16 protein-coding genes and 1 riboswitch are annotated in these 24,149 nt (G+C 71.4%); of the genes, 9 read left to right on the plus strand and 7 right to left on the minus strand.

All coding sequences use genetic code 11. The features are described from left to right. Positions 1 to 38 precede the first annotated feature (38 nt). Positions 39 to 350: an ATP-binding protein gene (locus OG737_RS24620; protein WP_328930465.1), complete on the plus strand. Its 312-nt coding sequence runs from the start codon at positions 39 to 41 to the stop codon at positions 348 to 350. Between the two features lie 49 nt (positions 351 to 399). Here the strand turns inward: OG737_RS24620 and OG737_RS24625 are convergent, their stop codons facing one another. After that, on the minus strand, positions 400 to 1,461 hold the full coding sequence (locus tag OG737_RS24625; protein WP_328928320.1) for a DUF2637 domain-containing protein: 1,062 nt from the start codon (positions 1,459 to 1,461) through the stop codon (positions 400 to 402). An 835-nt stretch (positions 1,462 to 2,296) separates the two neighbouring features. Continuing rightward, positions 2,297 to 3,169 carry a (2Fe-2S)-binding protein gene (locus OG737_RS24630; protein ID WP_328928321.1) on the minus strand — a complete coding sequence of 291 codons (873 nt, stop codon included), beginning with the start codon at positions 3,167 to 3,169 and terminating at the stop codon, positions 2,297 to 2,299. 103 nt (positions 3,170 to 3,272) lie between these two features. Between OG737_RS24630 and OG737_RS24635 the strand changes: the two genes are divergently transcribed. Then, positions 3,273 to 3,929, plus strand: a complete 657-nt coding sequence (locus OG737_RS24635; protein ID WP_328928322.1) for a GntR family transcriptional regulator — start codon at positions 3,273 to 3,275, stop codon at positions 3,927 to 3,929. A 120-nt stretch (positions 3,930 to 4,049) separates the two neighbouring features. Here OG737_RS24635 and OG737_RS24640 read toward each other — a convergent pair whose 3' ends face one another. Together OG737_RS24640 and OG737_RS24645 are read right to left on the minus strand one after the other, a co-directional pair. Next, the gene (locus OG737_RS24640) at positions 4,050 to 4,841 is read right to left on the minus strand and encodes a hypothetical protein (protein ID WP_405921976.1); all 792 of its coding nucleotides are present in this window, start codon (positions 4,839 to 4,841) and stop codon (positions 4,050 to 4,052) included. A gap of 155 nt (positions 4,842 to 4,996) precedes the next feature. Further along, positions 4,997 to 6,676 (minus strand): PucR family transcriptional regulator ligand-binding domain-containing protein, encoded by a 1,680-nt coding sequence (locus OG737_RS24645; RefSeq protein WP_328928324.1) that lies wholly within the window; start codon positions 6,674 to 6,676, stop codon positions 4,997 to 4,999. Between the two features lie 253 nt (positions 6,677 to 6,929). Between OG737_RS24645 and OG737_RS24650 the strand changes: the two genes are divergently transcribed. From OG737_RS24650 to OG737_RS24675, 6 genes are all read left to right on the plus strand, one after another. Further along, positions 6,930 to 7,826: a xanthine dehydrogenase family protein subunit M gene (locus OG737_RS24650; protein WP_031151493.1), complete on the plus strand. Its 897-nt coding sequence runs from the start codon at positions 6,930 to 6,932 to the stop codon at positions 7,824 to 7,826. A gap of 2 nt (positions 7,827 to 7,828) precedes the next feature. Next, complete coding sequence (locus OG737_RS24655) at positions 7,829 to 8,437, plus strand: (2Fe-2S)-binding protein (protein WP_328928325.1); 609 nt, start codon at positions 7,829 to 7,831, stop codon at positions 8,435 to 8,437. Positions 8,438 to 8,439: 2 nt separating this feature from the next. Continuing rightward, on the plus strand, positions 8,440 to 10,845 hold the full coding sequence (gene pucD, locus OG737_RS24660; protein WP_328928326.1) for a xanthine dehydrogenase subunit D: 2,406 nt from the start codon (positions 8,440 to 8,442) through the stop codon (positions 10,843 to 10,845). Between the two features lie 331 nt (positions 10,846 to 11,176). Continuing rightward, a complete protein-coding gene (locus tag OG737_RS24665; RefSeq protein ID WP_328928327.1) occupies positions 11,177 to 12,640 on the plus strand; it encodes an NCS2 family permease in 1,464 nt (487 codons plus the stop codon). A 72-nt stretch (positions 12,641 to 12,712) separates the two neighbouring features. Then, complete coding sequence (locus OG737_RS24670; RefSeq protein ID WP_405921977.1) at positions 12,713 to 13,873, plus strand: XdhC family protein; 1,161 nt, start codon at positions 12,713 to 12,715, stop codon at positions 13,871 to 13,873. 144 nt (positions 13,874 to 14,017) lie between these two features. Further along, positions 14,018 to 15,253: a YncE family protein gene (locus OG737_RS24675; protein WP_328928329.1), complete on the plus strand. Its 1,236-nt coding sequence runs from the start codon at positions 14,018 to 14,020 to the stop codon at positions 15,251 to 15,253. A gap of 61 nt (positions 15,254 to 15,314) precedes the next feature. On the opposite strand, the gene OG737_RS24680 is transcribed toward OG737_RS24675, so the two are convergent. Together OG737_RS24680 and OG737_RS24685 are read right to left on the minus strand one after the other, a co-directional pair. After that, positions 15,315 to 17,531, minus strand: a complete 2,217-nt coding sequence (locus OG737_RS24680) for a germacradienol/geosmin synthase (protein ID WP_405921978.1) — start codon at positions 17,529 to 17,531, stop codon at positions 15,315 to 15,317. Between the two features lie 110 nt (positions 17,532 to 17,641). Beyond that, complete coding sequence (locus OG737_RS24685; protein ID WP_405921979.1) at positions 17,642 to 19,648, minus strand: ABC transporter ATP-binding protein; 2,007 nt, start codon at positions 19,646 to 19,648, stop codon at positions 17,642 to 17,644. A gap of 398 nt (positions 19,649 to 20,046) precedes the next feature. Here OG737_RS24685 and OG737_RS24690 point away from each other — a divergent pair, with 398 nt between their 5' ends. Further along, positions 20,047 to 20,271: a hypothetical protein gene (locus OG737_RS24690; protein WP_328930466.1), complete on the plus strand. Its 225-nt coding sequence runs from the start codon at positions 20,047 to 20,049 to the stop codon at positions 20,269 to 20,271. Between the two features lie 117 nt (positions 20,272 to 20,388). Here the strand turns inward: OG737_RS24690 and cobN are convergent, their stop codons facing one another. Beyond that, on the minus strand, positions 20,389 to 23,997 hold the full coding sequence (gene cobN, locus OG737_RS24695) for a cobaltochelatase subunit CobN (RefSeq protein WP_328928332.1): 3,609 nt from the start codon (positions 23,995 to 23,997) through the stop codon (positions 20,389 to 20,391). 53 nt (positions 23,998 to 24,050) lie between these two features. Then, positions 24,051 to 24,129: riboswitch (cobalamin riboswitch) on the minus strand. Positions 24,130 to 24,149: the final 20 nt, after the last annotated feature.

Consider the following 24,149-nt stretch of genomic DNA (forward strand, 5'->3'; position numbering starts at 1 on the left):
AGGCCGTGAGTGAAATCCGGCGGGCATTACGGGAGTTGATGCGGCACCGGTGCCAGGCCGACTGCGCGGAGGTGGCTGAACTCCTGATCACCGAGCTCGTCACCAACGCCCTCGTCCACACCGAGCAGGGCGCGGAGGTGTCCGCGAGCCTCGCCGCCGCCCGGTTACGGGTGGAGGTCCGGGACTACGCCTCCCGCCGGCCCCTGCCGTACGTACCGACCGCCGACGACGGTACGCACGGCAGGGGGCTGATGCTGGTGCAGGCCCTCGCCGACGCGTGGGGCGTGGAGGTGGCGGGACCGGGACGCGGCAAGGTGGTCTGGTTCGAACTGGACGGAGGGCTCGCCTGAGAGAGGCGAGCCCTCCGGGGTTCCACCGGATGTTCCGGTGCGGGAGCGGTCAGCCGAACTGCTGCTCCAGGTCCTTCAGTTTGCGCTCCAGCGAGTCGAGCCGGGGGAGCGCCTGGGTGTCGTCCTCTGCGGTGAGGTCCACCGTCCGGGAGCCGGTCAGCTCAAAGGAGTCGGTCGTGTTGACGGCCTGCAGGGAGGGCCTTCGGCGCAGGGGTGGCAGCTGGTCCCGTTCGGGTATGGCCGGCTCCGCGCCGACCGGCGCGGAGCCCGTTCCGGGGGCCAGCCCCGGCATGTCGCCCTCGCGGGCGCGAGCCCGCCCGAATGCCCTGTTCTGCCGGCCGAGCGCCCTGATGTGCGCGCGGTCCAGGCGGTGCTGCTCCCGCCGGCGGTGCCGGTCGTTCTCCTTCTCCTTCTTGTCCTCGCGCACGTCGTCCACGGCCTCGTCGAGGGTGCGCACCCCTTCCAGCAGCATGAGCGACCAGGCACCGAAGGTCTCCCGGGGTGCCCGCAGCCAACGGACCATGCGGATCTGCGGCAGCGGCCGGGGGATCAGGCCCTGCTCGCGCAGTGCCGCCCGGCGGGTCTGCTTGAGGGCCCGGTCGAAGAGGACGGCCGCCGAGAGCGACATGCCGGCGAAGAACTGCGGAGCCCCGTCGTGGCCCATCCCGCGCGGCGCGTGCACCCAGTTGAACCATGCGGCCGCGCCCGCGAACAGCCAGACCAGCATGCGCGAGCCGAGGGCCGCGTCTCCGTGGCTGGCCTCGCGGACGGCGAGCACCGAGCAGAACATGGCGGCGCCGTCGAGGCCGAAGGGGACCAGGTACTCCCAGCCCCCGGAAAGGTTGAGGTTTTGCCGGCCGAAGCCGACGAGTCCGTGGAAGGAGAGCGCGGCGGCGACCGCCGCGCAGCAGAAGAGCAGGACGTACGAGGCGGTCCCGTAGACGGCTTCCTTGCGCCTGCGGCGCTCCTCGCTGCGCTCCCAGCTGTCCTCGGTCGCGGCCTTCTCGCTCTCGCGCTTGCCCCGGGCCAGTACCGCAACTGCCGCAAGTACGCCCAGGATCAGCAGGCTGCCGGGAAGCAGCCAGTCCAGCGATATGTCGGTCAGTCTCATCGCTTTCTTCTTTCGTGGATACTCCCTGCTTTAGCTGGGAGAGGAAACGAATCCTTGGCTCGGAAGTGCGGAGCGCCGGAGGTCTCTTCGTTGCTGTCGGGGGCGGTCAGGCAGGGGTGGTGGGTCCTTCGGGTCGGGTGGTGTAGGCATATCTGTCTGCTCGTTGGAGGAGGCGGAAGCGTTTGTGGCCGATGCCTTGGATGAGGCCGTGGGCGGTTTTGATGTTGAAGCTGCCGGTGGCGCGGACGGCGATGCGGCCGGTGTGGGTGCCGGTGTGGGTGCCGGTATTCTTGCCGGTGGGGACGACGGCGCGGCGCCTTCTCCCCAACCTCGCGGTTGGGGGTGACGCCGCCGATGCCAGGTGAAGCAGCGGCGGTCTCCCCTCGCACATGTTCCACGCCGGTTACCGCACGAGTGCGGTGTTCGAGCCCCGTTTCGTCCCCGATCCGGGGTGTGTCTGCTGACTCGAATTCCAGAGCAGCCCGCTGAGGAAGCACGGACTGGTGGGTCTTCTCGCCTACGTGGAACGTAGCCAACTTCGTTCACCTCCCAATATGTGTTGTTGGCTGGTGCTGGTAACGGCGGCCCTCAGCCAGAGCGGCTGAAGGCCCCCTCCTCCAGGAGAGGGATCCCGTTACGCGGATTTCCTTGCCTCGCGTCTGCGGCTGTGCGGCTTCCGGGCGCCATAGTGGCGCAGGTGGCCGGCTGTGCACGCGGGATTCGGGGCAAGAGGACGCCATCGGGGGGCGGGGCCCGCCGGATAGGGTGTTGTTCTTCGAACTGACGCTCGTGCGTGCTTGGTTGGGTTCGATTACAGCCACCCCTGCGGGTGGGTTCAGGCGGTGGCGGCCGCGGTGAGCCGGGCGACGCGGTCCGCGTCGCCGGTCCGGGGGCAGGTGACGCAGGTGTCGTCGGGCCGGATCGTGTAGAAGAGGCAGCAGCTGGCCCGGTCCCGGGTGGGCAGCTCCGTGCCGTCCGGGCCGCAGAGGGTACGGAAGCCCGCGCCCCCGGTGTAGGGGGCGGTCGAACCGGGCAGGAGCGCCTCCAGCTCGGCCATGGCCCGCCGCTCCTCGCCGAGCAGGTGGCCGATGTACCAGAGGCTCTCGACGACCTCGTCGGTGACCATGCCCCACAGGGCGCGGCGGCCGCGTCTCATGCGTGGGCCGAAACCTTCCAGCACGGGGCCGAGGTGCTGGGCCACCGCCGCCCGCACCTCGCCGCGCAGCGCCTCCTCGTCGGGCACGACACGAGCCCCGGGGAGAGCGGCCGCCGGGTCGTCCGGCAGGCAGGCGAAGCCGTCGACGCGCACGGTCATCCGGCCCAGCGTCCGGTGGAAAGCCACCTCGGAGACCGGGAGCCGGGGGACCCGCCGGTGCAGGAACCAGGGGACGGTGATCAGCAGGCAGGCCGGCCACGCGTACCGGTGCAGCCCGAAGCTCGCGACCACGTCGGGGCGGGCCTGGCGCCCGTAGTCCCGCAGCACCTGGGCGTCGTCCCAGGCGAGGAAGGCGTCCAGGGCCGGTCCGCCCGCCGCGAGGTCCTCCGCGCGGACCCAGCCCGCACCGCCGGGCAGGTCTTCGTGCGCGGCCCGTTCCGCGACCCGCAGCCCGCCGAACGCCTCCGCCAGGCGGGCGTACGCGTCCGCCACCGCGGAGGAAGGTGCGGCGGACGTGACGTCCGAGGCGGGGGGAACGGCCGTGACGGTCATGAAGGACCACCGAATCGCGCGATCGTTAACAGGTTAGCCTTACCTTACCCGATTGCGATCAGGTCGTATCCTCAGAACAGGTCGAGAGCTGGAGGAGGACCGCGTGCCGTTGATTCCGGCGCAGAAAACCGCCCGGAAGGTGCTACGCCATTCGGTGCGCGGGCAGGTCCTCGACGCCCTGCGCGCGGCGCTGGTCGACGGCGAGCTGGTACCCGGCGAGATCTACTCGGGGCCCGCGCTGGGGGAGCGCTTCGGGGTCTCCGCGACCCCCGTGCGCGAGGCGATGCAGCAGCTGGCGCTGGAGGGGGCGGTGGAATGCCTCCCGAACCGCGGCTTCCGCGTCCTGTCGCACACCGCGCGCGAGCTGGCCGAGCTGGCCGAGGTACGGGCCCTGCTCGAAGTCCCCGTGATGCTGAGGCTGGCCCGCGGGATGCCGACGGCGACGTGGGAGGCCCTGCGGCCGGCGGCCGCCGCGACGGCCGAGGCGGCGGCGGCGGGCGACGTGCCGGGTTACGCGGAGGCTGACCGGGCCTTCCACCGCGAGGTGCTCGCGCTGGCCGGCAACGACCAGTTGGTCCAGGTGGCCGAGGAGCTCCACCGCCGGGCGCAGTGGCCCCTGCCGGGCGCCGCGCGGGTGCGGCGGGCGGAGCTCGTCGCCGACGCGGCGGAGCACTCGGCGCTTCTGGAGGCGCTGATCGCCGGTGACCTCGCGGTGGTGGAGTCCCTCGTACGCGAACACTTCGCGAGCCCGGCGCTCTGAACCGGGCGCGGCGCCGCCGGGGGTCCCCGGACCTCCCCCAGACTCCGTCCGGGGCACCCCCGGCGCCGCAAACGCCGACGGGGCCGGATCGCGCGCAAGGCGATCCGGCCCCTACCGGGGCTACGCCGCAGGTGAAGGGGCCGGCTGGAGCTGGTCCGCCAGCCAGGTGGGGATGCCGCCCAGGAGGTGGAACAGGCGGCGGGCCTCCGCACGGAGGCGGGCCGCCTCGGGCTCCGGCTCGGCCTCGGCCAGCGCGGCCAGCGCCGGGGCGGTGCCGATCAGGAAGCCCAGCTCCTCCCGGATCCGCAGGGACTCCATGAACCCCTTGCGGGCCTCCGCCACCTCGCCGTCGCGCAGGGCCAGCGCCGCCAGGTGCCGCCAGGTGAAGGACAGCAGCAGCGTGTCTCCGTGGGCCACGGCCCCCGCGTGCGCCCGGTGGTACGCCGGACGCGCCGACTGCGGGTCGTCCGCCAGGTGCTCCGCGACCAGCCCGCGCCGGAAGTCCAGCAGCGGCCGGGTCCGGGATCCGGGCGCGAGGAGGGCCGCCGCGCGGCCCAGCGCGGAGCGGGCCTCGTCGGCCCGGTCACGTACGCCGAGCACGGTCGCCGCGTACGCCAGCTGACCCCGCTCACAGGCGGCCGCGCCGCGGTCGTCGTCGTCCCGCGCCCCCGCCTCGGCGATCCGCAGCGCGTCCTCGGCCTCGGCCCAGCCCTGCCCCGTGAACAGGCAGCGCTCCACCAGCAGCGCGGTCCGCTGCACGGCCGCCCCCGCGTGGGCGGGCTTGCCGACGTGTGGTGTCAGCAGCGCCGCCGCGTCGGTCCAACAGCCGCGCGAGCGCAGCCGCCATATCGCCCGCTGGAGGGGGTCGTCTCCCCCGGTGGATCCGGCACTCGACATGGCGGTATCCGCCACATTGCCCTCCCCAAAGCAATCAAGCAGCACATCGTTGAGCCCTGGGGCGAAATGAGAGCACGGATCGACGGCTCCGGCCAAGGGGTCGGGTGAACCTTTTCACAAAGTCCGGACGGATCATCAGCCACCCCCCGGCCGGCCGGGGGCGGATCTTCTCAGCTCATGCGCAGTGCCAGGAAGAAGTCGAGCTTGTCCTCCAGCCGGGACAGGTCCCGCGACGTCAACTGCTCGATTCGTCCGACCCGGTAGCGCAGCGTGTTGACGTGCAGGTGCAGCCGCGTCGCGCAGCGGGTCCAGGAGCCGTCGCAGTCGAGGAAGGCCTCCAGCGTCGGGATGAGCTCCGCGCGGTGGCGCCGGTCGTAGTCCCGCAGCGGGTCCAGCAGCCGGGCCGTGAAGGCGCGGCGCACGTCGTCCGGCACGAACGGCAGCAGCAGCACGTGCGAGGCCAGCTCGTGGTGGCCCGCCGCGCAGACCCGGCCCGGGCGGGCCGCGGCGACCCGGCGGGCGTGCCGGGCCTCCTCCAGCGCCCCGCGCAGCCCCTCGGCGGAGTGCACGGCCGCGCTGACGCCGAGCGTCAGGCGCCCGTCGTCGGCCAGGCCGGCCTGCAGGGGGTCCCGTACGGCCGAGAGCAGTTCGTCGGCGTGCAGGGCGGAGTCGGGGCCCTTGTCCTCCCCGCCCTCCCCGATGAGCGACGGCAGCGGCACGAGGGCGATGGCCTCGTCGCCGGAGTGGGCGACGGCGATCCGGTCCGAGGGCTCCGGCCCCGAGACGGACGGGTCGACGAGGATCTCCTCCAGCAGCGACTGGGCCACCGGGCCGCCGGGGATGTCCCCGCCGTCCCAGTCGACCCGGGCCACGACGACCTGCCAGTGCGGGGCCGAGCCCAGCCCGGGCAGCAGCACCGGGGCCGCCACCCGCAGGCGGGCGGCGATCTCGGCGGGCGGGGCGCCCGTCTGGACCAGTTCGAGGACTTCCTGTGCGAGGCGGCGGCGCACGGTGCGGGCGGCGTCGCGCCGCTCCCGCTCGACGGCGATCAGCTGGGTGACGCCCTGGAGCAGGTCCAGGCGCTCGGCGGGCCAGTCGCCGGCGTCCGCCTCGACGGCCAGCAGCCAGTCCGAGAGCACGCTCTCGCGCACGTCCCGGACGGCCGGGCCCGCTGCTCCGCGGCCGTGTCCCCTGATCGGGAAGAGGGAGTAGGTAATACCCTGAATGGAGATCCGGTGCGGCCCCCTGCGGCCTGTCCGGACCGCCGCGAGGTGCTCACTCGCCAGCGTCGAGCAGATGCCCGGCGTCAGTGGCTCGCCGGCGCCGGCGATCTGCCGGCCCGTGGGCGAGAGCACCCAGGCCCGGAGATCGAGGTCGGTGGTGAGCAGATCCAGCACCACATCGGGTCCGCCGCCCGCCGGGCCCGAGGTCATCAGGCGGCGATGGCGGTCGACGACGGCCGCCAGGTCCCCCGCGCGCTCGCCGGAAACCTGTCGCACCACGTACTCGGTGATCGTGGCGAATGCAACGTCCTCGTTCACGGCGAACAGCGGCAGCCGGTTGCGCCGACAGGCTGAAACAAGATCTTCCGGGATGTCTCCCAGCTCTGCCTCGCCCGCGGCGAGCCCGGCGACGCCGGCGCTCGCGAGGATTCGTACGAACGGCTCTGAATCGGCTGAATTTCGTCGCCAGGCCAGGCCGGTGAGGACGAGTTCGCCCCCGGTGAGGTATCGGCTGGGATCGCGCAGGTCGGTCGTCATGACCCCGCGCACCGTCCGGTCGAGTTCTTCCTCGCCGCCCAGCAGCCGCAGCCCCAGCGCCTCGGTTTCCAGCAGTGCGCGCAGCCGCATGATGTCGCCGCCGATCTGTCTCGAATGTTGCCGTTGGAAATCGGGCAGGTCGTCGCATCCTGCCTTTCATACGAATCTACAAGACGAGGGAGGCCGCCAGCCAACTCCTTCATGGTTTCGGTGACTGCACCCGGGGGACAGGCGGCCGGTGTACTGAGTCCACACCGCGTTAACAGCACGTGAACGACCAGTCGAGGGCCTCAGGCCTCCTGGCTTGAAGTCAACGACACGATGAAGAAGAAGAGAGCCGCTCATGGACTTCCTTCGCCCCGCCAGCTGGGAGGAGGCGCTCGCCGCTAAGGCCGAGTTCCCCACAGCTGTGCCGATTGCGGGTGGCACCGACGTAATGGTCGAGATCAACTTCGACCACCGTCGGCCGGAGTACCTCCTGGACCTGAACCGCATCGGTCTGCTGCGGGAGTGGGAGGTCGGCGAGGACGTGGTCCGTCTGGGCGCCTCCGTCCCGTACACGCAGATCATGGAGAACCTCCGTACGGAACTTCCGGGACTCGCGCTCGCCTCGCACACGGTCGCGTCCCCGCAGATCCGCAACCGCGGCGGCGTCGGCGGCAACCTCGGTTGCGCCTCGCCGGCCGGTGACTCCCACCCCGCGCTCCTCGCGGCGGGCGCCGAGGTCGAGGTGGAGTCCGTACGCGGCTCCCGCCTGATCCCGATCGACGAGTTCTACACCGGGGTCAAGCGCAACGCGCTCGCCGCCGACGAGCTCATCAAGACCGTCCACATCAAGAAGGCGGACGGCCCCCAGCAGTACTCCAAGGTCGGCTCCCGCAACGCGATGGTCATCGCCGTCTGCGCCTTCGGCCTGGCACTGCACCCCGAGACCCGCACGGTTCGCACCGGCATCGGTTCGGCCGCGCCGACCCCGATCCGCGCGAAGGCCGCCGAGGAGTTCCTGAACGCCGCGCTCGAAGAGGGCGGCTTCTGGGAGTCCGGCAAGGTCATCACCCCGTCGATCGCCAAGCAGTTCGGTGACCTCGCCTCCGGCGCGGCCAACCCGATCGACGACGTCCGCGGCACGGCGAAGTACCGCCGTCACGCGGTTGGCATCATGGCTCGCCGCCAGCTCGTCTGGACCTGGGAGCAGTACCGCGGTACCGGCAACGGCCGCTCGCTTGAAGGGGCTGCGTAATCATGCGCGTCAATTTCACTGTCAACGGCCGTCAGCAGGAAGCCGACGACGTGTGGGAGGGCGAGTCCCTTCTCTACGTCCTGCGCGAGCGCCTGGGCCTGCCGGGTTCGAAGAACGCCTGTGAGCAGGGCGAGTGCGGTTCCTGCACCGTCCGTCTCGACGGCGTGCCGGTCTGTTCGTGTCTGGTCGCGGCCGGCCAGGTCGAGGGTCGCGACGTCGTGACCGTCGAGGGCCTGGCGGACTTCGCCAAGCAGCGCGACGAGCACGGCCACGGCGGTGCCTGCGGCACCGGCGGCGGCTGCGGCAGCAAGGGCGGCGTCTCCCTGGACGCGGCCAAGCAGTGGCGGGCCAAGCCCGGCGACTCGCAGACCGGTGAGGGCGCCCCGCTCTCCAACATCCAGCAGGCGTTCATCGACGCCGGCGCCGTCCAGTGCGGTTTCTGCACCCCGGGCCTCCTGGTCCAGGCCGACGCGCTGCTGGAGGAGAACTCCTCCCCGTCCGACCAGGACATCCGTGAGGCCCTGTCCGGCAACCTGTGCCGCTGCACGGGCTACGAGAAGATCCTCGACGCGGTCCGCCTCGCGGCCGCCCGTCAGTCTGAGGCGGTCTGACCATGGCCCAGAACACGCGCACGGTTCCGGCGGGTACGCCGACCAACGTCACGCAGAAGCACACCAAGGGCGGCATCGGCGAGTCCACGCTCCGCCCGGACGGCACCCTCAAGGTCACGGGTGAGTTCGCGTACTCCTCGGACATGTGGCACGAGGACATGCTGTGGGGCCAGACCCTGCGCAGCACCGTCGCCCACGCCGAGATCGCGTCCATCGACATCTCCGAGGCCCTGGCCATGCCGGGTGTCTACTCGGTGCTGACGTACGACGACCTGCCGGCCGAGATGAAGAACTACGGCCTGGAGATCCAGGACACCCCGGTGCTCGCCAACGGCCGGGTACGCCACCACGGTGAGCCGGTCGCCCTCGTGGCCGCCGACCACCCGGAGACCGCCCGCCGCGCGGCCGCCAAGATCAAGATCGACTACCGGGAGCTGCCGGTCGTCACGGACGAGGCCTCGGCGCTCGCCGAAGGCGCGCCGCTGATCCACGAGGGCCGCGACGACCACCACTCCGGTCACGTCCCGCACCCGAACATCGTGCACCGCCAGCCGATCATCCGCGGCAACGTGGAAGAGGCCCGCAAGCGCGCCGACGTCATCGTCGAGGGCGAGTACACCTTCGGCATGCAAGACCAGGCCTTCCTCGGCCCGGAGTCCGGCCTGGCCGTGCCGTCCGAGGACGGCGGTGTCGACCTCTACGTCGCCACCCAGTGGCTGCACTCGGACCTCAAGCAGATCGCCCCCGTCCTCGGTCTCCCCGAGGAGAAGGTGCGCATGACGCTCTCCGGCGTCGGCGGTGCCTTCGGCGGTCGCGAGGACATCTCGATGCAGATCCACGCGTGCCTCCTGGCGCTGGCCACGAACAAGCCGGTCAAGATCGTCTACAACCGGTTCGAGTCCTTCTTCGGTCACGTGCACCGTCACCCGGCGAAGCTCTACTACGAGCACGGCGCCACCAAGGACGGCAAGCTCACGCACATGAAGTGCAAGATCGTCCTGGACGGCGGCGCGTACGCGTCGGCCTCCCCGGCGGTCGTGGGCAACGCCTCCTCCCTCTCGGTGGGTCCGTACGTCATCGAGGACGTCGACATCGAGGCGATCGCGCTCTACACGAACAACCCGCCCTGCGGCGCGATGCGCGGCTTCGGCGCCGTCCAGGCCTGCTTCGCGTACGAGGCCCAGATGGACAAGCTCGCGGCGAAGCTGGGCATGGACCCGGTCGAATTCCGCCAGCTCAACGCCATGGAGATGGGCACGATCATGCCCACCGGCCAGGTCGTGGACTCCCCGGCCCCGGTCGCCGAGCTGCTGCGCCGGGTCAAGTCCCGCCCGCTGCCGCCGGAGCGCCAGTGGGAGACCGCGGGCGAGGGCGCGGACGTCCGCGCGCTGCCGGGTGGCCTCTCCAACACCACCCACGGTGAGGGCGTCGTCCGCGGCGTCGGCTACGCGGTCGGCATCAAGAACGTCGGCTTCTCCGAGGGCTTCGACGACTACTCGACCGCCCGCGTGCGCCTCGAGGTCATCAACGGCGAGCCCGTCGCGATGGTCCACACGGCCATGGCGGAGGTCGGCCAGGGCGGTGTCACCGTCCACGCCCAGATCGCCCGTACGGAGCTGGGTGTCACGCAGGTGACCATCCATCCGGCCGACACGCAGGTCGGCTCCGCCGGTTCCACGTCCGCCTCGCGGCAGACGTACATGACCGGCGGCGCGGTGAAGAACACCTGTGAGGCCGTCCGCGAGGCCGTCCTGGAGATCGGCCGCCGCAAGAACGGGTCCTACCACCCGGCGTGGGCGACCGCCGAGCTGCTCCTCGAAGGCGGCAAGGTCGTCACCGACGGCGGCGAGGTCCTCGCGGACATCGCGGAGATCCTGGAGGGCGAGGACGCGATCGACCTCGAGCTCGAGTTCCGTCACCGTCCGACCGTCGCCTTCGACCTGAAGACCGGCCAGGGCGACGGCCACGTCCAGTACACCTTCGCCGCGCACCGCGCGGTCGTCGAGGTGGACACCGAGCTCGGCCTGGTCAAGGTCGTCGAGCTGGCGACCGCCCAGGACGTCGGCAAGGCCCTGAACATGCTCTCCGTGGTCGGCCAGATCCAGGGTGGTACCACCCAGGGCCTCGGCGTGGCGATCATGGAAGAGATCATCGTGGACCCGAAGACCGCGAAGGTGCGCAACCCCTCCTTCACGGACTACCTGATCCCGACCATCCTGGACACCCCGACCATCCCGGTCGACGTCCTGGAGCTCGCCGACCCGAACGCGCCGTACGGCCTTCGCGGTATGGGCGAGGCTCCGACCCTCTCGTCCACCCCGGCCGTCCTCGCGGCGATCCGGCAGGCGACCGGTCTGGAGCTCAACAAGACGCCGATCCGTCCGGAAGCCCTCACGGGAACCCTCTAGGACGGCGTGGTCCGGGGGCCGCGAGGCCCCCGGACCCCCTCAGACTCTCCGGGTGGTGCGACATGGGAACGTCACACTTCACATCGCACCGCCCGGAGTACATGAAGTACCGCACCGCTCGCGGTTCGCTTCACCCGGCAGTAATCCTGCGAGAACACCCCCAGCAGTACCGAAGTACCAGCGGTAACCCCGCAGTACCCGCAGTACACGCAATGAGAATTCGCGTCGCCTCGGGCCGTCACCCCGGGTCGTGCAGCCAAACGGAGTTTCCCAAATCCCGCGTCTCCAATCTTTATGCGGGTGCCCCTTTGAACCTTGGGAGTTAGGCACCATGACCCAGTCGTCTGTAGAGCCCAAGACCACCGCGGAAGAGGCCGGCGACGGCTCTCTCAATCCCGCCGGGCGTTCTTGGCTCGATCGGTACTTTCACATAACCCACAGAGGATCCAACGTCGGCAATGAGGTTCGTGGCGGTATCACGACCTTCATGGCGATGGCGTACATCCTCCTGCTCAACCCGCTGATCCTCTCCGGCAAGGACGTCGCCGGAGACACGATGAGCCAGAAGGCCGTCATCACGGCCACGGCGTTCGCCGCGGCCCTGACGACGCTCCTGATGGGCTTCGTCGGCAAGGTGCCGCTCGCCCTGGCCGCCGGACTCTCCGTCTCCGGCGTGCTGTCCTCGCAGGTCGCCCCGCAGATGACCTGGCCGCAGGCCATGGGCATGTGCGTGATGTACGGCGTCGTGATCTGTCTCCTGGTCGTCACCGGCCTCCGCGAGATGATCATGAACGCGATCCCGCTCGCCCTCAAGCACGCGATCACCATGGGCATCGGCATGTTCGTCGCCCTCATCGGCCTCGTGAAGGCCGGCTTCGTCGGCAACGGCGGGGAATTCGCTCCCCCCGTGACCCTCGGTGCCGCGGGTGAGCTCGCCGGCTGGCCCGTTCTGATCTTCTGCGTGACCGTGATCTCCATCTTCATGCTGCAGGCCCGCAAGGTCCGCGGCGCGATCCTGATCGGCATCGTCGGCGGCACCGTGCTCGCCGCGATCATCAACATCGTCGCGGACGTCGACCCGAAGGCCTGGCGCAGCGGTGCCCCCGAGCTCACCGGCTCGGCGGTCTCGATGCCGGACTTCTCGCTCTTCGGCCAGGTCTCCTTCGGCGGCTGGGGCGACGTCGGTGTCATGACGGTCGGCATGATCGTCTTCACCCTGGTGCTCGCCGGCTTCTTCGACGCGATGGCCACCATCATCGGCGTCGGCACCGAGGCCAAGCTCGCCGACGACAAGGGCCGCATGCCGGGCCTGTCCAAGGCCCTGTTCATCGACGGTGCCGGTGGCGCCATCGGTGGCATCGCGGGCGGCTCCGGCCAGACCGTGTTCGTCGAGTCCGCCACCGGCGTCGGCGAGGGAGCCCGCACGGGCCTCGCCTCCGTCGTCACCGGTCTCTTCTTCGCCGCCTGCCTCTTCTTCACCCCGATCACCCAGATCGTCCCGGGTGAGGTCGCCTCCGCGGCCCTGGTCGTCATCGGCGCGATGATGATGCAGAACGCCCGCCACGTGGACTGGGCCGACAGCGCGACCTCGATCCCGGTCTTCCTGACCGTGGCGATCATGCCCTTCACGTACTCGATCACCGCTGGTGTCGCGGCCGGTGTGATCTCCTATGTGGCGATCAAGGTCGCGCAGGGCAAGGCCCGCGAGATCGGTGCCTTCATGTGGGCGCTGACCGTGATCTTCGTGGTCTTCTTCGCCCTGCACCCGATCGAGGGCTGGCTCGGGGTCAAGTAGCCCGGGCGGCGATTCGTAGCCACCCTCCACGCATCCGATACTGGAAACCGAACGTCTCCGAGGAGGCCGCACATGCTGGACATCGCCGAAGATCTGAACCGGTGGGTCGAGCAGGGACGTGACTTCGCCGTCGCCACGGTCGTGGCGGTCGGCGGGAGCGCGCCCCGGCAGCCCGGGGCCGCCCTCGCCGTGGACAGCGAGGGCACGGCCATCGGCTCGGTGTCCGGCGGATGCGTGGAGGGCGCGGTGTACGAGCTGTGCCGGCAGGCCCTGGATGACGGCGAGAGCGTCCGGGAGCGTTTCGGATACAGCGACGACGATGCCTTCGCCGTGGGCCTGACCTGCGGCGGCATCATCGACATCCTCGTGACCCCGGTCCCCGTGGGCTCTCCCGCGCGGGACGTGTTCGCGGCCGGTCTGGCCGCCGCCGCCCGTGGGGAGGCGGCGGCGGTCGCCCGGATAGCCGAGGGCCCGGCCGAGCTGATGGGCCGCGCGGTGCTCGTCCGCGCCGAGGGCCCCTTCCAGGGAGGCTTCGGAGGCCACCCCGAGCTGGACCGCACCATCGCCGAAGAGGCCCGCGCCATGCTCGACGCCGGCCGGACTGGCGTGCTGGAGGTAGGTGCCGACGGCAGGCTCTGCGGAGAGCCGCTGAAGGTGCTGGTCGAGTCCAGCGTCCCGCCCCCGCGGATGATCGTCTTCGGGGCCATCGACTTCGCCTCCGCCCTGGTGCGCATCGGCAAGTTCCTCGGCTACCGGGTCACGGTGTGCGACGCGCGGCCGGTGTTCGCGACGAAGACCCGCTTCCCCGAGGCGGACGAGATCGTCGTCGACTGGCCGCACCGCTACCTGGAGACCACCGCGGTCGACGGCCGGACCGTCCTGTGCGTGCTCACGCACGACGCCAAGTTCGACGTGCCGCTGCTCGAACTGGCCCTGCGGCTTCCCGTCGCCTACGTCGGCGCCATGGGCTCCCGCCGCACCCACGAGGACCGCAACAAGCGGCTCCGCGAGGTCGGCGTGACCGAGCTCGAACTGGCCCGGCTGCGCTCCCCGATCGGCCTGGACCTCGGCGCCCGCTCCCCGGAGGAGACCGCGCTGTCCATCGCCGCCGAGATCGTCGCCAACCGCCGCGGCGGCACCGGCGCCGCCCTGACCGGGGCGCACATCCCGATCCACCCCGATCTCCAGGCCACCTCGACCACGGTGATCGGCAGGATCGGCTCCGTCGCTTGAAGAGCTGACGCCGGAACGTGAGAAACCGGAACGTGAGAACAGGGCGCACCCCGTAGGGGTTGTGCCCTTTTATCGTTCCGTCTATGTTACCGCCGGTAACGGGGGGCACCCTCTCCATCCCTTCCCCACAGCGGAGTTGAACGGATGTCACGTACCCTGCGCACCTTGGGCGCGCTGGCCGCGGCCACCCTGCTGACCTCCTTCGCGCCGGCCGCGGCCGCGCCCGGAGAGGGCACCCGCGAGGTGCTCTTCGTCGGGAACAACTGGGAGGGGACCGCCGACGTCCTCGCCTCCACCGGCGATCTCGCCAAGGTCGGCAGGATCAACGTGATCCCCGACAAGGAGGAACGGCTCCGGGAGATCTACCTCAACCCCGTGAAGCTCGGCTTCTTCCTGGGGATCCGCGCCACGGCGGGCGAGGGCCACGACCAGTTCGTGGACGACATGTACACCACGCCCGACGGCTCGGCCGTCGTCGCCTCCCGGCCCAGCTTCGCCGACGTCGTCTCGGTCGACGTGCGGACGGGGCGGATCAACTGGCGCTTTCCCGTCGCCGGTTACCGCGCCGACCACATGGCCGTCTCGCCGGACGGCACCCGGGTCGCGGTCTCGGCCTCCACCGCCAACACCGTGCACGTCCTGGACATCGCCACCGGCCGGCAGGTCGGCTCCTTCGGCACCGGCGACAAGCCCCATGAGAACAGCTTCAGCCGCGACGGCCGCTTCCTGTGGAACAGCTCCATCGGAGACGTGACCTCCGTCCTCGACGCGCCCTGGCTGGACTGGACGAAGGGCGACCGCAAGATCACCGTGGTCGACGCGCAGACCTTCCGCACGGTCCGGGTGATCGACATGCGGGAGCGGCTGGACGCCTTCGGCCGCCCGGACCTGTCGGACGCGGTACGCCCCGTCTCCTTCAGCCCCGACGAGTCGAAGCTCTACTTCCAGGTGTCGTTCTTCAACGGATTCCTGGAGTACGACGTGGCCACCGACCGGATCACCCGCCTCAAGACCCTCCCCGAGAACCCCGCCACCACCACCGACCGCACCAAGTGGGTCAACGACTCCCGCCACCACGGCATGTCCATGAGCCCGGACGGGACCAAGCTCTGCATCGCGGGCACCATGGACGACTACGCGACCGTCGTGGACCGGGCCACCCTCGCCGAAGGGCCGCTCGTACCCGCCGACAAGCCGTACTGGGCCACCGTCGACGGCGACGGCACGGCCTGCGTGATCTCCGAGAGCGGCGCCGACCGGGTCACGGCCATCGACTTCGCCACCGGCGCCAAGCGGGTCTCCGTCCCCGTCGGCGACCACCCGCAGCGGGTCCGTCTCGGCCGCGTCCCGGCGGGCTGGACCGGCCCCGCCGCACGGTAGCCGAACGGCCGCGACGGCGGGGGCGGGCGAGCGGACCGCCCCCGCCGCCCCGGAGCTGGGGTCAGGAGGGCAGCGAGATCCGGGCCGCGGACATGCCGAAGTCCGCGCCCCAGACCCGGGTGGACAGCGCGTCGGGCAGTGCGTGGAGGTCCTCCTCGCGGTAACGGCGGCACTTCCGGTGCCAGTTGAGGATGCCCGCGAGCCAGTCCTCCAGCTCGCCCACGTAGGCGTCGAGCCCGGCCCGGGCCTCCTCGTCCAGCTTCCAGTCGTCGTAGAGCAGCGGCAGCTGGTGGGCGACGATGTGCTCGAACTCCTCGGTGCGCTGCGTCATCAGCGCATGGCAGATGTGCAGCGCCTGCGCGTATCCGATGTCGAAGAAGTTCCGGGTGACGAGCACGTAGTTGTGGACCTCGCCTTCGACCTCCACCTCCTTCTGGTACGAGAAGATGTCGTTCAGCAGGCAGGCGGAGTCGGCGGCCGCGTTCTCCAGGGACCGGATGGTCCCGGAGGCGTAGATCCTCTCGGGAATGCCCCGCCCCGCCTGTCCCAGACGGCACAGGTACATCGTGAGCTGCGAGCCGAAGGTGTGCCGGCGCATCTCCGCGTAGTCCACCGGGTCGGGGATGCGGTTCAGGATCTGGTTCTCCGCCTCCCACACCCAGCTCTCCAGCATGTGTACGAGGGTGGCCCGGAATTCGGCGCGGACGGCCGGGCCCATGCCCTGGCTGGTCCGTACCCACAGGTCGGCGAGGGAACGCTCCATCGCCGTGAGCGGTACGCCCTGCTCGGCGTGGTCGACCGGGATCATGCCGATCAGCCGCGCCGTGGTCGCCTTGGCGGCCGCCAGGTTCTTGGCCTGGGCGAACACCACCGGGTAGTAGTCGTCCCCGTACGTCCCCCAGGTCAGCCAGCAGGCGTTCAGGAGCAGTGCCTCGGGCGTGGCGTCGGGGTCGATGCCGGCCGAGCAGAGCGCGAAGTCGTAGCCCCGCAGCTTCTGTTCGTCCCAGATGGCTGACCCGGGATCGCCGGGCCGCGGGTCCAGCAGGCCCATCCGCCGCGCCCAGGCGACGGATCCCTCGCGCGCGTGGTCCAGGTACGGGCTGAGGGAGAGCGTGAACGGCATGTAGACGTCCGGGATCACGGACGGGCCGGTGCGCTCGAACGGGACGTGGGTGAAGGACCGGCGGCGCATCTCCATCGAGCGCCGCGTGAAGACGGACCGGAGGTCGAGCGCGGCGGTGCCGGGCCCGGACGGGAGGAAGGGCAGGGTGAGCGGGGCGGTCGCCCGGGCCTCCTTGTTCATGTAGCGGCTGGAGACCATGTGCCACTCGTGGCCGCCGGACTGCCAGTCCTGGAGGCCCTTGGCGTAGGCCAGGACGGCCGCGATCTCCGCGGGGTTCATGGCCTGGTCGGCGAAGAGCTGGGGGAGCTCGGCGAGCGCGGTCTGCTCGAACTGCTGGAGGCGGGAGGTGAGCAGGTCGTTGGAGGCTTCGGCGGCCTCCTGGGTGGTGCAGCCGAGGAAGGTTTCCAGCACCAGGACGGCGTTGGAGAGCTCGCCTTCGTCGGCGACCTCGCGCTCGTAGGAGAAGAGGTCGTTCCTGATGTGCACGGCGTCGGAGAAGGCGTCGCGCAGCACCCCGAGCGGACGCGAGTGCGCGACGCGCGCCGGGACCTCGGCACAGACGTACTCGATCAGGCCGGCCGACCAGGGGGCGCCGCCCACCTTGCGGCGCATCTCGATGTATTCGAGAGGGTTCGCCACGCGCCCGATGTTGATGTTGGCCAGTTCCCACATCGACTCGTCGAGGAGGTTCTTCGTGGACTCGGAGAATCGTTCCCGCCAGTTGGCCGACATGGCCGGCACGGTCCGCTTCCACAGGTCCGCGAGCCCCGCCTCCACCGGGTTGGTGGGCTCGGGGAAGCCGTCGGCCAGGTCCATCGGCATGAAGGCGGCGAGCTTGTCGAGGTAGTCCTTGGCGCCGTCGCGGTCCTGCGAGCGCTTGTACATCTCCAGGAAGTGGTCGTCGAAGAAGAAGACCCAGACGTACCAGTCGGTGACCAGGGACAGCGCCTCGCTGTCGCAGTCGGGGTGCGTGTACGAGCACAGCAGCGCGTAATCGTGGGAGTCGAGGTCGCTCTCCTCCCAGACGCCGGATCCTTCCAGCATCCCGAGCGCGCGGGCCCATTGCTTGGTGTGGACCCGCGCGTCCTCCAGGTGGGGGTTCAGTCGCGCCGGATAAGGCACATAGAAATCCGGCAGTTGGAACGGCTGCGTCACGGCGGGGTCGGCCCTTCGTCCATGGGTGCGGGGGCCGGTGGCCCGGTCCCCGCACGAGATCAGCAGTGCCCTACCCCTGGTGCCCCTGGGATAAGGGGGAGTTCACCGCTTCAGGTGACGGACGAGTCGTTCTGCGCCGCCGAGGCCTGGTGCGGGATAGAGGCCCCCCGCCCGGGCCGGTCGCCGTACTGGTCGGCCTGGATCCGGAACATGGATGCGTAGCGGCCGCCCTGCGCCAACAGCTCGTCGTGGCTGCCCTGTTCGACGAGCCGGCCCTCGTGCAGCACGTAGATGACGTCGGCGAACCGGACACCCGACATCCGGTGCGAGACGAGGACGACCGCGCGCTGCGGACCTGCCAGGCCGCGGATGCTGTCGAAGGCGGCGATCTCCGCCTCCGGGTCGAGGGCGGAGGTGGGCTCGTCCACGACGAGGACACGGGCGTCGCGGAACCGGGTGCGGGCCAGGCCGAACTTCTGCCACTGCCCGCCGGACAGCTCCGAGGCTCCCCTGAACACCCGGGCGAGCAGGGTCTCGTAGCCGTGCGGAAGCTTCTCGACGACCCGGTCGGCGCCCGCGTACCGGGCGGCCGCGACCACCTCCGCCGCCTGGTCCACCGACCCGTCCGGTCCTTCGGCGGCGGGCCTGCCCATGGCGATGTTGGTACGGGCGGTCACCGGCCAGCGCTCGAAGTCCTGGGTGAGCAGGGCGACCCGGTCGAAGACCTGCTCCCGGTCGGCGTCCCGCACCTCCACCCCGTCCCAGGTCAGCGATCCGGAGTCGGGCAGGTGCAGACCGGCGAGGAGTTTGACCAGCGTGCTCTTGCCGGAGCCGTTCTCGCCGACCAGGGCGACGACGCTGCCCGCGTCGATGGTGAGGGAGACGCCGGTCAGGGCCGGCTCGTCCCGGTCCGGGTAGCTGAAGTCCACGTCGACGAGCCGGAGCGTCCCGAGCCGCTCGGCCAGCGGGAGCCCGCCGGGCGGGATGGCGCGGCGGCCCGCCTCGGCGACGAACCGTTCCATGTCCCGTACGTACAAGGACTCCTCGTGCAGGGTGTTGGTGGTGGCGACGAGGGCGCCCAGGCTGGCCGAGCCGGTCCGCACCGCGACCACGGCGGCGCCGGCGACCGCCAGGTCCATCCGGCCGTTGACGATGAGCGCGCCCATCGCCGCGTAGGTGACGAGGGCCGCGACACCGGACAGCGCGGCGGCCAGCAGTTCGGTGGCCGCCTTGTCCTTGGCGAGGCGGGTGGCCTCGCCCTCGGCGTGCTCGGCCATCTGCCGGTAGTGGCCGAGGAGGTAGTGCCCGACCCCGTGGACCCGCACCTCGGGGGCCGACGTACGGGAGATCAGCAGCTGGCCGATGAGCCGGGAGGCCCGGACGTGTTCCACCCAGGTGATCGTGGAGAGGTAGCGGCGCTGGGCCACCCGCATCGCGCCCCAGCCGCGCGGGGCGGCGATCAGCAGCAGCATGGGCAGCAGCAGCGGGTGCAGCACGGTGAGCACCCCGGCGGTGGCGACGAGGGAGAACAGCCCGCCGAGGGTGGTCACACAGGCCCCGACGGTCCGGCGGGCCGAGGGCGGGCCCCACTGGGCGCTGTCGAGCAGCCGCCGGAAGTCCCCGTCCTCGATGGCTTCGAGCTCCACCTCGACGGCGGCCTTCAGGTACTGCTCGTGCGCGGCCCGCTCCACCTTCGGCTCCAGCCGCCCGGCGGCCGCCGTCGACCGGGAGGCAAGTACGGCGCCCAGTACGGTGACCAGCGCGCCCGCGGCGAGGGAGGGCAGGGCGGCGTGCAGCCGCTCGGCGGCACTGCCCGCGCCGAGCAGCGAACGGAGCACCACGCTGAGGACGAGCAGCCCGACGGCGGAGGTGATCCCCTGGCCGGCCTCGGTGACGGCGACGGTGAGCAGGGCGCGCCGGTCGGTCTGCCAGGCGAGCCGGAGCGTCCCGCCGGCCATGCGGGGCATGGAGCGCAGGGTGGTCAGGAGCCGGCTCTCCAGCCGGGCGTAGTCGTGGTTGGCCCAGCCGGCGTCGTAGCGCAGGGGCCCGCCGAAGAGTCGGCGCTCACTCTCGGAGACGGCGGGCTCGGCGGGCGCGGGCCGCTTGAGGAGCCTCATGAGCGGCCACCTCCGCCCGCTGCCGGGTCGAACGCCACACGAACGTGCACGGATCGCAAGGTTCCTCCCGAGGTGCCGCGGCTGCGCACTGACAGCCGGAAGAACGTGGCTGTTCAGAGCGACGTCACGGGGCGCGGGGAGCGAATGTTCGTACGGAGTTCCGGTGCGGCCGGGGAACCCAAGGGGCGGCCGGGGGCCGGGTCGTGACGCGGCGTTCGAACCACCCGGCGGTGGGGGTGACCCCCTTCGAGGGATTGCGTGACCTCGCGGAGCGCGCAGGAGGCCGTCCCGTTCGTCGCGGGGCGGCCGCGGAATGCCGCGGGGTGTCGGAAGACAGAATGATTGTCCGATTGGGTTAGGTTTGCCCCGTTAATGACTCCGGCGTTCCGGGAGGGACACTGATGGCGATCGATCTGGACAAGGTGCTCGACAAGGCGTGGGCCGACAAGCCGCTCTCCGAGGTGCTCACGGCCCCCGTGGCGGCGCTCAAGGGCGTCACGGACAAGGACGGCGAACTGCTGCACCAGGCGTTCGGCGTCAAGACCGTCGCCGACTTCGGGCAACTGAAGTACGTGCGCTGGGCGCAGGCGCTCGTCGCCCTGAACCAGACCGTCAAGGCGTAGGCCCTCTCGTACGGCTCGCGGTCCGGGCGGGCCGACGAAAAGGCCGTCCCCCTCACCCTTGCGGTTTCCCGTGGGTGAGGAGGACGGCCTTCGCGCGTGGACCGGGGGCCGGACCGGCTACTCGGCCTCGCCCTCCAGGTTGCCCTCCGTGTCCAGGTAGACCTGGCGCAGGGCTTCGAGGACCTGCGGGTCCGGCTTCTCCCACATGCCGCGGGACTCCGCCTCCAGCAGGCGTTCCGCGATGCCGTGCAGGGCCCAGGGGTTGGCCTCCTCCAGGAAGGCGCGGTTCTCCGGGTCCAGGACGTACGTCTCGGTCAGCTTGTCGTACATCCAGTCGGCTACCACGCCCGTCGTGGCGTCGTAGCCGAACAGGTAGTCCACCGTCGCCGCGAGCTCGAAGGCGCCCTTGTAGCCGTGGCGGCGCATCGCCTCGATCCACTTGGGGTTGACCACGCGCGCGCGGAAGACGCGCGAGGTCTCCTCGACCAGGGTGCGGGTCTTGACCGTCTCCGGTCGGGTGGAGTCGCCGATGTACGCCTCCGGCGCCGTTCCGCGCAGGGCGCGGACGGTGGCCACCATGCCGCCGTGGTACTGGAAGTAGTCGTCCGAGTCCGCGATGTCGTGCTCACGGGTGTCCGTGTTCTTCGCGGCGACGGTGATCCGCTTGTACGCGGTCTCCATCTCGCTGCGGGCGGGGCGGCCCTCCAGGCCGCGGCCGTACGCGTACCCGCCCCACACCGTGTAGACCTCCGCGAGGTCGGCGTCCGTACGCCAGTCGCGGGAGTCGATCAGCTGGAGGATGCCCGCGCCGTACGTGCCCGGGCGCGAGCCGAAGATACGGGTGGTGGCGCGGCGTTCGTCACCGTGCTCGGCCAGGTCCGCCTGGGCGTGGGCCCGGACGAAGTTCTGGTCGGCCGGCTCGTCGAGCGAGGCGGCCAGCCGCACCGCGTCGTCGAGGAGGCCGATGACGTGCGGGAACGCGTCGCGGAAGAAGCCCGAGATGCGCAGCGTCACATCGATGCGGGGACGGCCCAGTTCCGCGAGCGCGATCGCCTCCAGACCCGTCACACGGCGCGAGGCCTCGTCCCAGACCGGGCGGACGCCCAGCAGGGACAGGGCTTCCGCCACGTCGTCGCCCGAGGTGCGCATCGCGCTGGTGCCCCACAGGGACAGGCCGACGGAGGCGGGCCACTCGCCGTTGTCCGTGCGGTAGCGGGTCAGCAGGGACTCGGCGAGGGCCTGGCCCGTCTCCCACGCGAGGCGGGAGGGGACGGCCTTCGGGTCCACCGAGTAGAAGTTCCGGCCGGTGGGCAGGACGTTGACCAGGCCGCGGAGCGGGGAGCCGGACGGGCCGGCGGGGATGAACCGGCCGTCCAGGGCGGCGACCACGTGGGCGATCTCGTCCGTGGTGCCGGCCAGGCGCGGGACGACCTCGCGGGCGGCGAAGTCCAGTACCGCCGCGACGTCCGCGGAATGCGCCGAGGCGGCCGAAGCCACCGCCGACGGGTCCCAGTTCGCGTCCTCCATCGCCTGGACCAGGGCGCGGGCCTGCTCCTCCACGGCGTCCGCCGAGGTGCGGGTGGCCGCGGACTCGTCCAGGCCCAGCGCCTCGCGCAGGCCCGGCAGCGCCGTCGTACCGCCCCAGATCTGGCGGGCGCGCAGGATCGCGAGGACCAGGTTCACCCGGGCCGCGCCGGTCGGGGCGCCGCCCAGTACGTGCAGACCGTCGCGGATCTGGGCGTCCTTGACCTCGCACAGCCAGCCGTCGACGTGCAGCAGGAAGTCGTCGAAGCCCTCGTCGTCCGGGCGCTCTTCGAGGCCCAGGTCGTGGTCGAGCTTCGCCGCCTGGATCAGGGTCCAGATCTGCGCGCGGATGGCCGGGAGCTTCGCCGGGTCCATCGCCGAGATCTGGGCGTACTCGTCCAGGTGCTGCTCCAGGCGCGCGATGTCCCCGTAGGACTCCGCGCGCGCCATCGGGGGCACCAGGTGGTCGACCAGGGTGGCGTGCACGCGGCGCTTGGCCTGGGTGCCCTCGCCCGGGTCGTTGACCAGGAACGGGTAGATGAGCGGCAGGTCGCCGAGGGCGGCGTCGGGCGCGCAGGCCGCCGACAGACCGGCGTTCTTGCCCGGCAGCCACTCCAGGTTGCCGTGCTTGCCCAGGTGGATCATCGCGTCGGCGCCGAAGCCGCCGTCCTCGGCGCGGGCCTGGATCCAGCGGTACGCGGCCAGGTAGTGGTGCGACGGGGGCAGATCGGGGTCGTGGTAGATCGCGATCGGGTTCTCGCCGAAACCGCGCGGCGGCTGGATCAGGATCAGCAGGTTGCCGCGGCGCAGGGCCGCGAGGACGATGTCGCCCTCGGGGTTGCGCGAGCGGTCGACGAACATCTCGCCCGGGGCCGGACCCCAGTGCTCCTCCACGCTTTCGCGCAGCTCGGCGGGGAGCTCGGCGAACCAGCGCCGGTAGTCGGCGGCCGGGATGCGGACCGGGTTGCGGGCCAGCTGCTCCTCGGTGAGCCAGTCCTGGTCGTGGCCGCCGGCCTCGATCAGGGCCCGGATCAGCTCGTCGCCGTCGCCCGAGACCAGGCCGGGGATCTCGTCGGCGGGGCCGAAGTCGTAGCCGCCGGCGATGAGGGTGCGCAGCAGCTCCACGGCGCTGGCCGGGGTGTCCAGGCCGACCGCGTTGCCGATACGGGAGTGCTTGGTGGGGTAGGCGGAGAGGACCAGCGCGACCTTCTTGTCGCGGCGGTCGATGTGCCGGAGCCGGGCGTGGCGTACGGCGATCCCCGCGACCCGGGCGGCCCGCTCGGGATCGGCCACATACGCGGGCAGGCCGTCCTCGTCGAGCTCCTTGAAGGAGAACGGGACGGTGATCAGACGGCCGTCGAACTCGGGCACGGCGACCTGGGTGGCGGCGTCGAGGGGGGACAGACCCTCGTCGTTCTCCTCCCAGTTGCTGCGCGAACCCGTCAGGCACAGCGCCTGGAGGATCGGCACGCCGAGCGCCGCGAGCGCGCCCGCGTCCCAGGACTCGTCGTCCCCGCCCGCCGAGGCGGTGGCGGGGCGGGTGCCGCCGGCCGCGAGGACGGTGGTGATGACGGCGTCGGCCCCCTCCAGCTCGGCCAGCAGCTCGGGCTCCGGGGTGCGCAGCGACGAGACGTAGAGCGGGAGTGCCTGCGCGTCCTGGGCCTCGATGGCCTCGCACAGGGTGTGCACGAAGGCGGTGTTGCCGCTCATCTGGTGGGCGCGGTAGTAGAGCACGGCGACCCGGGGGCCGGACGTCCGCCGCGCGGTGCGCTCCAGGGGGCCCCAGGTGGGGGCGGCGGCGGGCGGCTCGAAGCCGTGGCCCGTGAGGAGGACCGTGTCGGACAGGAAGCGGGCCAGCTGGCCGAGGTTGGCGGGGCCGCCGTGCGCGAGGTAGCCGTGGGCCTCGGCCGCGATGCCGATCGGGACCGTGGAGGCCTCCATCAGCTGGGCGTCCGGGGCCTGTTCGCCGGTCAGGACCACGACCGGGCGGGTCTGGCCGGGGGCGAGCAGCAGGTCGAGGCCGTCCTGCCAGGCGCGCAGGCCCCCGAGGAGGCGTACGACGACCAGGTCCACGCCGTCGAGGAGGCCGGGGAGGTCGTCGAGGGGAAGGCGGGAGGGGTTCGCGAACCGGTACGGGACGGGGCCGTCCGCGGCGCGGGCGCTGAGCAGATCGGTGTCGGACGTCGACAGCAGCAGGATCATGCGGCGGCAGGCCTTCCTCGGGGTTTCCGCGCCCCGGGCAGTGAGGGCGGCGGGAGTTCCTGACTCACCCCGTGGATCGCTCCGCGGGGTTCACAGTGGCGGGACCGCGCCGGAATCTCACCGGGCTTCCTCCCATGTCGCCGTCCTCGGCG

Origin of the sequence: Streptomyces sp. NBC_00122 (genome assembly GCF_045160845.1) — a bacterium.
Classification (GTDB): domain Bacteria; phylum Actinomycetota; class Actinomycetes; order Streptomycetales; family Streptomycetaceae; genus Streptomyces.

Excerpts from the sequence above, each read along its gene's own strand:
- OG737_RS24620 (WP_328930465.1), top strand. The coding sequence starts at position 39 with ATGCGGCACCGGTGCCAGGCCGACTGCGCGGAGGTGGCTGAACTCCTG.
- OG737_RS24625 (WP_328928320.1), bottom strand. The coding sequence starts at position 1,461 with ATGAGACTGACCGACATATCGCTGGACTGGCTGCTTCCCGGCAGCCTG.
- OG737_RS24630 (WP_328928321.1), bottom strand. The coding sequence starts at position 3,169 with ATGACCGTCACGGCCGTTCCCCCCGCCTCGGACGTCACGTCCGCCGCA.
- OG737_RS24645 (WP_328928324.1), bottom strand. The coding sequence starts at position 6,676 with ATGCGGCTGCGCGCACTGCTGGAAACCGAGGCGCTGGGGCTGCGGCTG.
- OG737_RS24650 (WP_031151493.1), top strand. The coding sequence starts at position 6,930 with ATGGACTTCCTTCGCCCCGCCAGCTGGGAGGAGGCGCTCGCCGCTAAG.
- OG737_RS24655 (WP_328928325.1), top strand. The coding sequence starts at position 7,829 with ATGCGCGTCAATTTCACTGTCAACGGCCGTCAGCAGGAAGCCGACGAC.
- pucD (WP_328928326.1), top strand. The coding sequence starts at position 8,440 with ATGGCCCAGAACACGCGCACGGTTCCGGCGGGTACGCCGACCAACGTC.
- OG737_RS24665 (WP_328928327.1), top strand. The coding sequence starts at position 11,177 with ATGACCCAGTCGTCTGTAGAGCCCAAGACCACCGCGGAAGAGGCCGGC.
- OG737_RS24670 (WP_405921977.1), top strand. The coding sequence starts at position 12,713 with ATGCTGGACATCGCCGAAGATCTGAACCGGTGGGTCGAGCAGGGACGT.
- OG737_RS24675 (WP_328928329.1), top strand. The coding sequence starts at position 14,018 with ATGTCACGTACCCTGCGCACCTTGGGCGCGCTGGCCGCGGCCACCCTG.
- OG737_RS24685 (WP_405921979.1), bottom strand. The coding sequence starts at position 19,648 with ATGAGGCTCCTCAAGCGGCCCGCGCCCGCCGAGCCCGCCGTCTCCGAG.
- cobN (WP_328928332.1), bottom strand. The coding sequence starts at position 23,997 with ATGATCCTGCTGCTGTCGACGTCCGACACCGATCTGCTCAGCGCCCGC.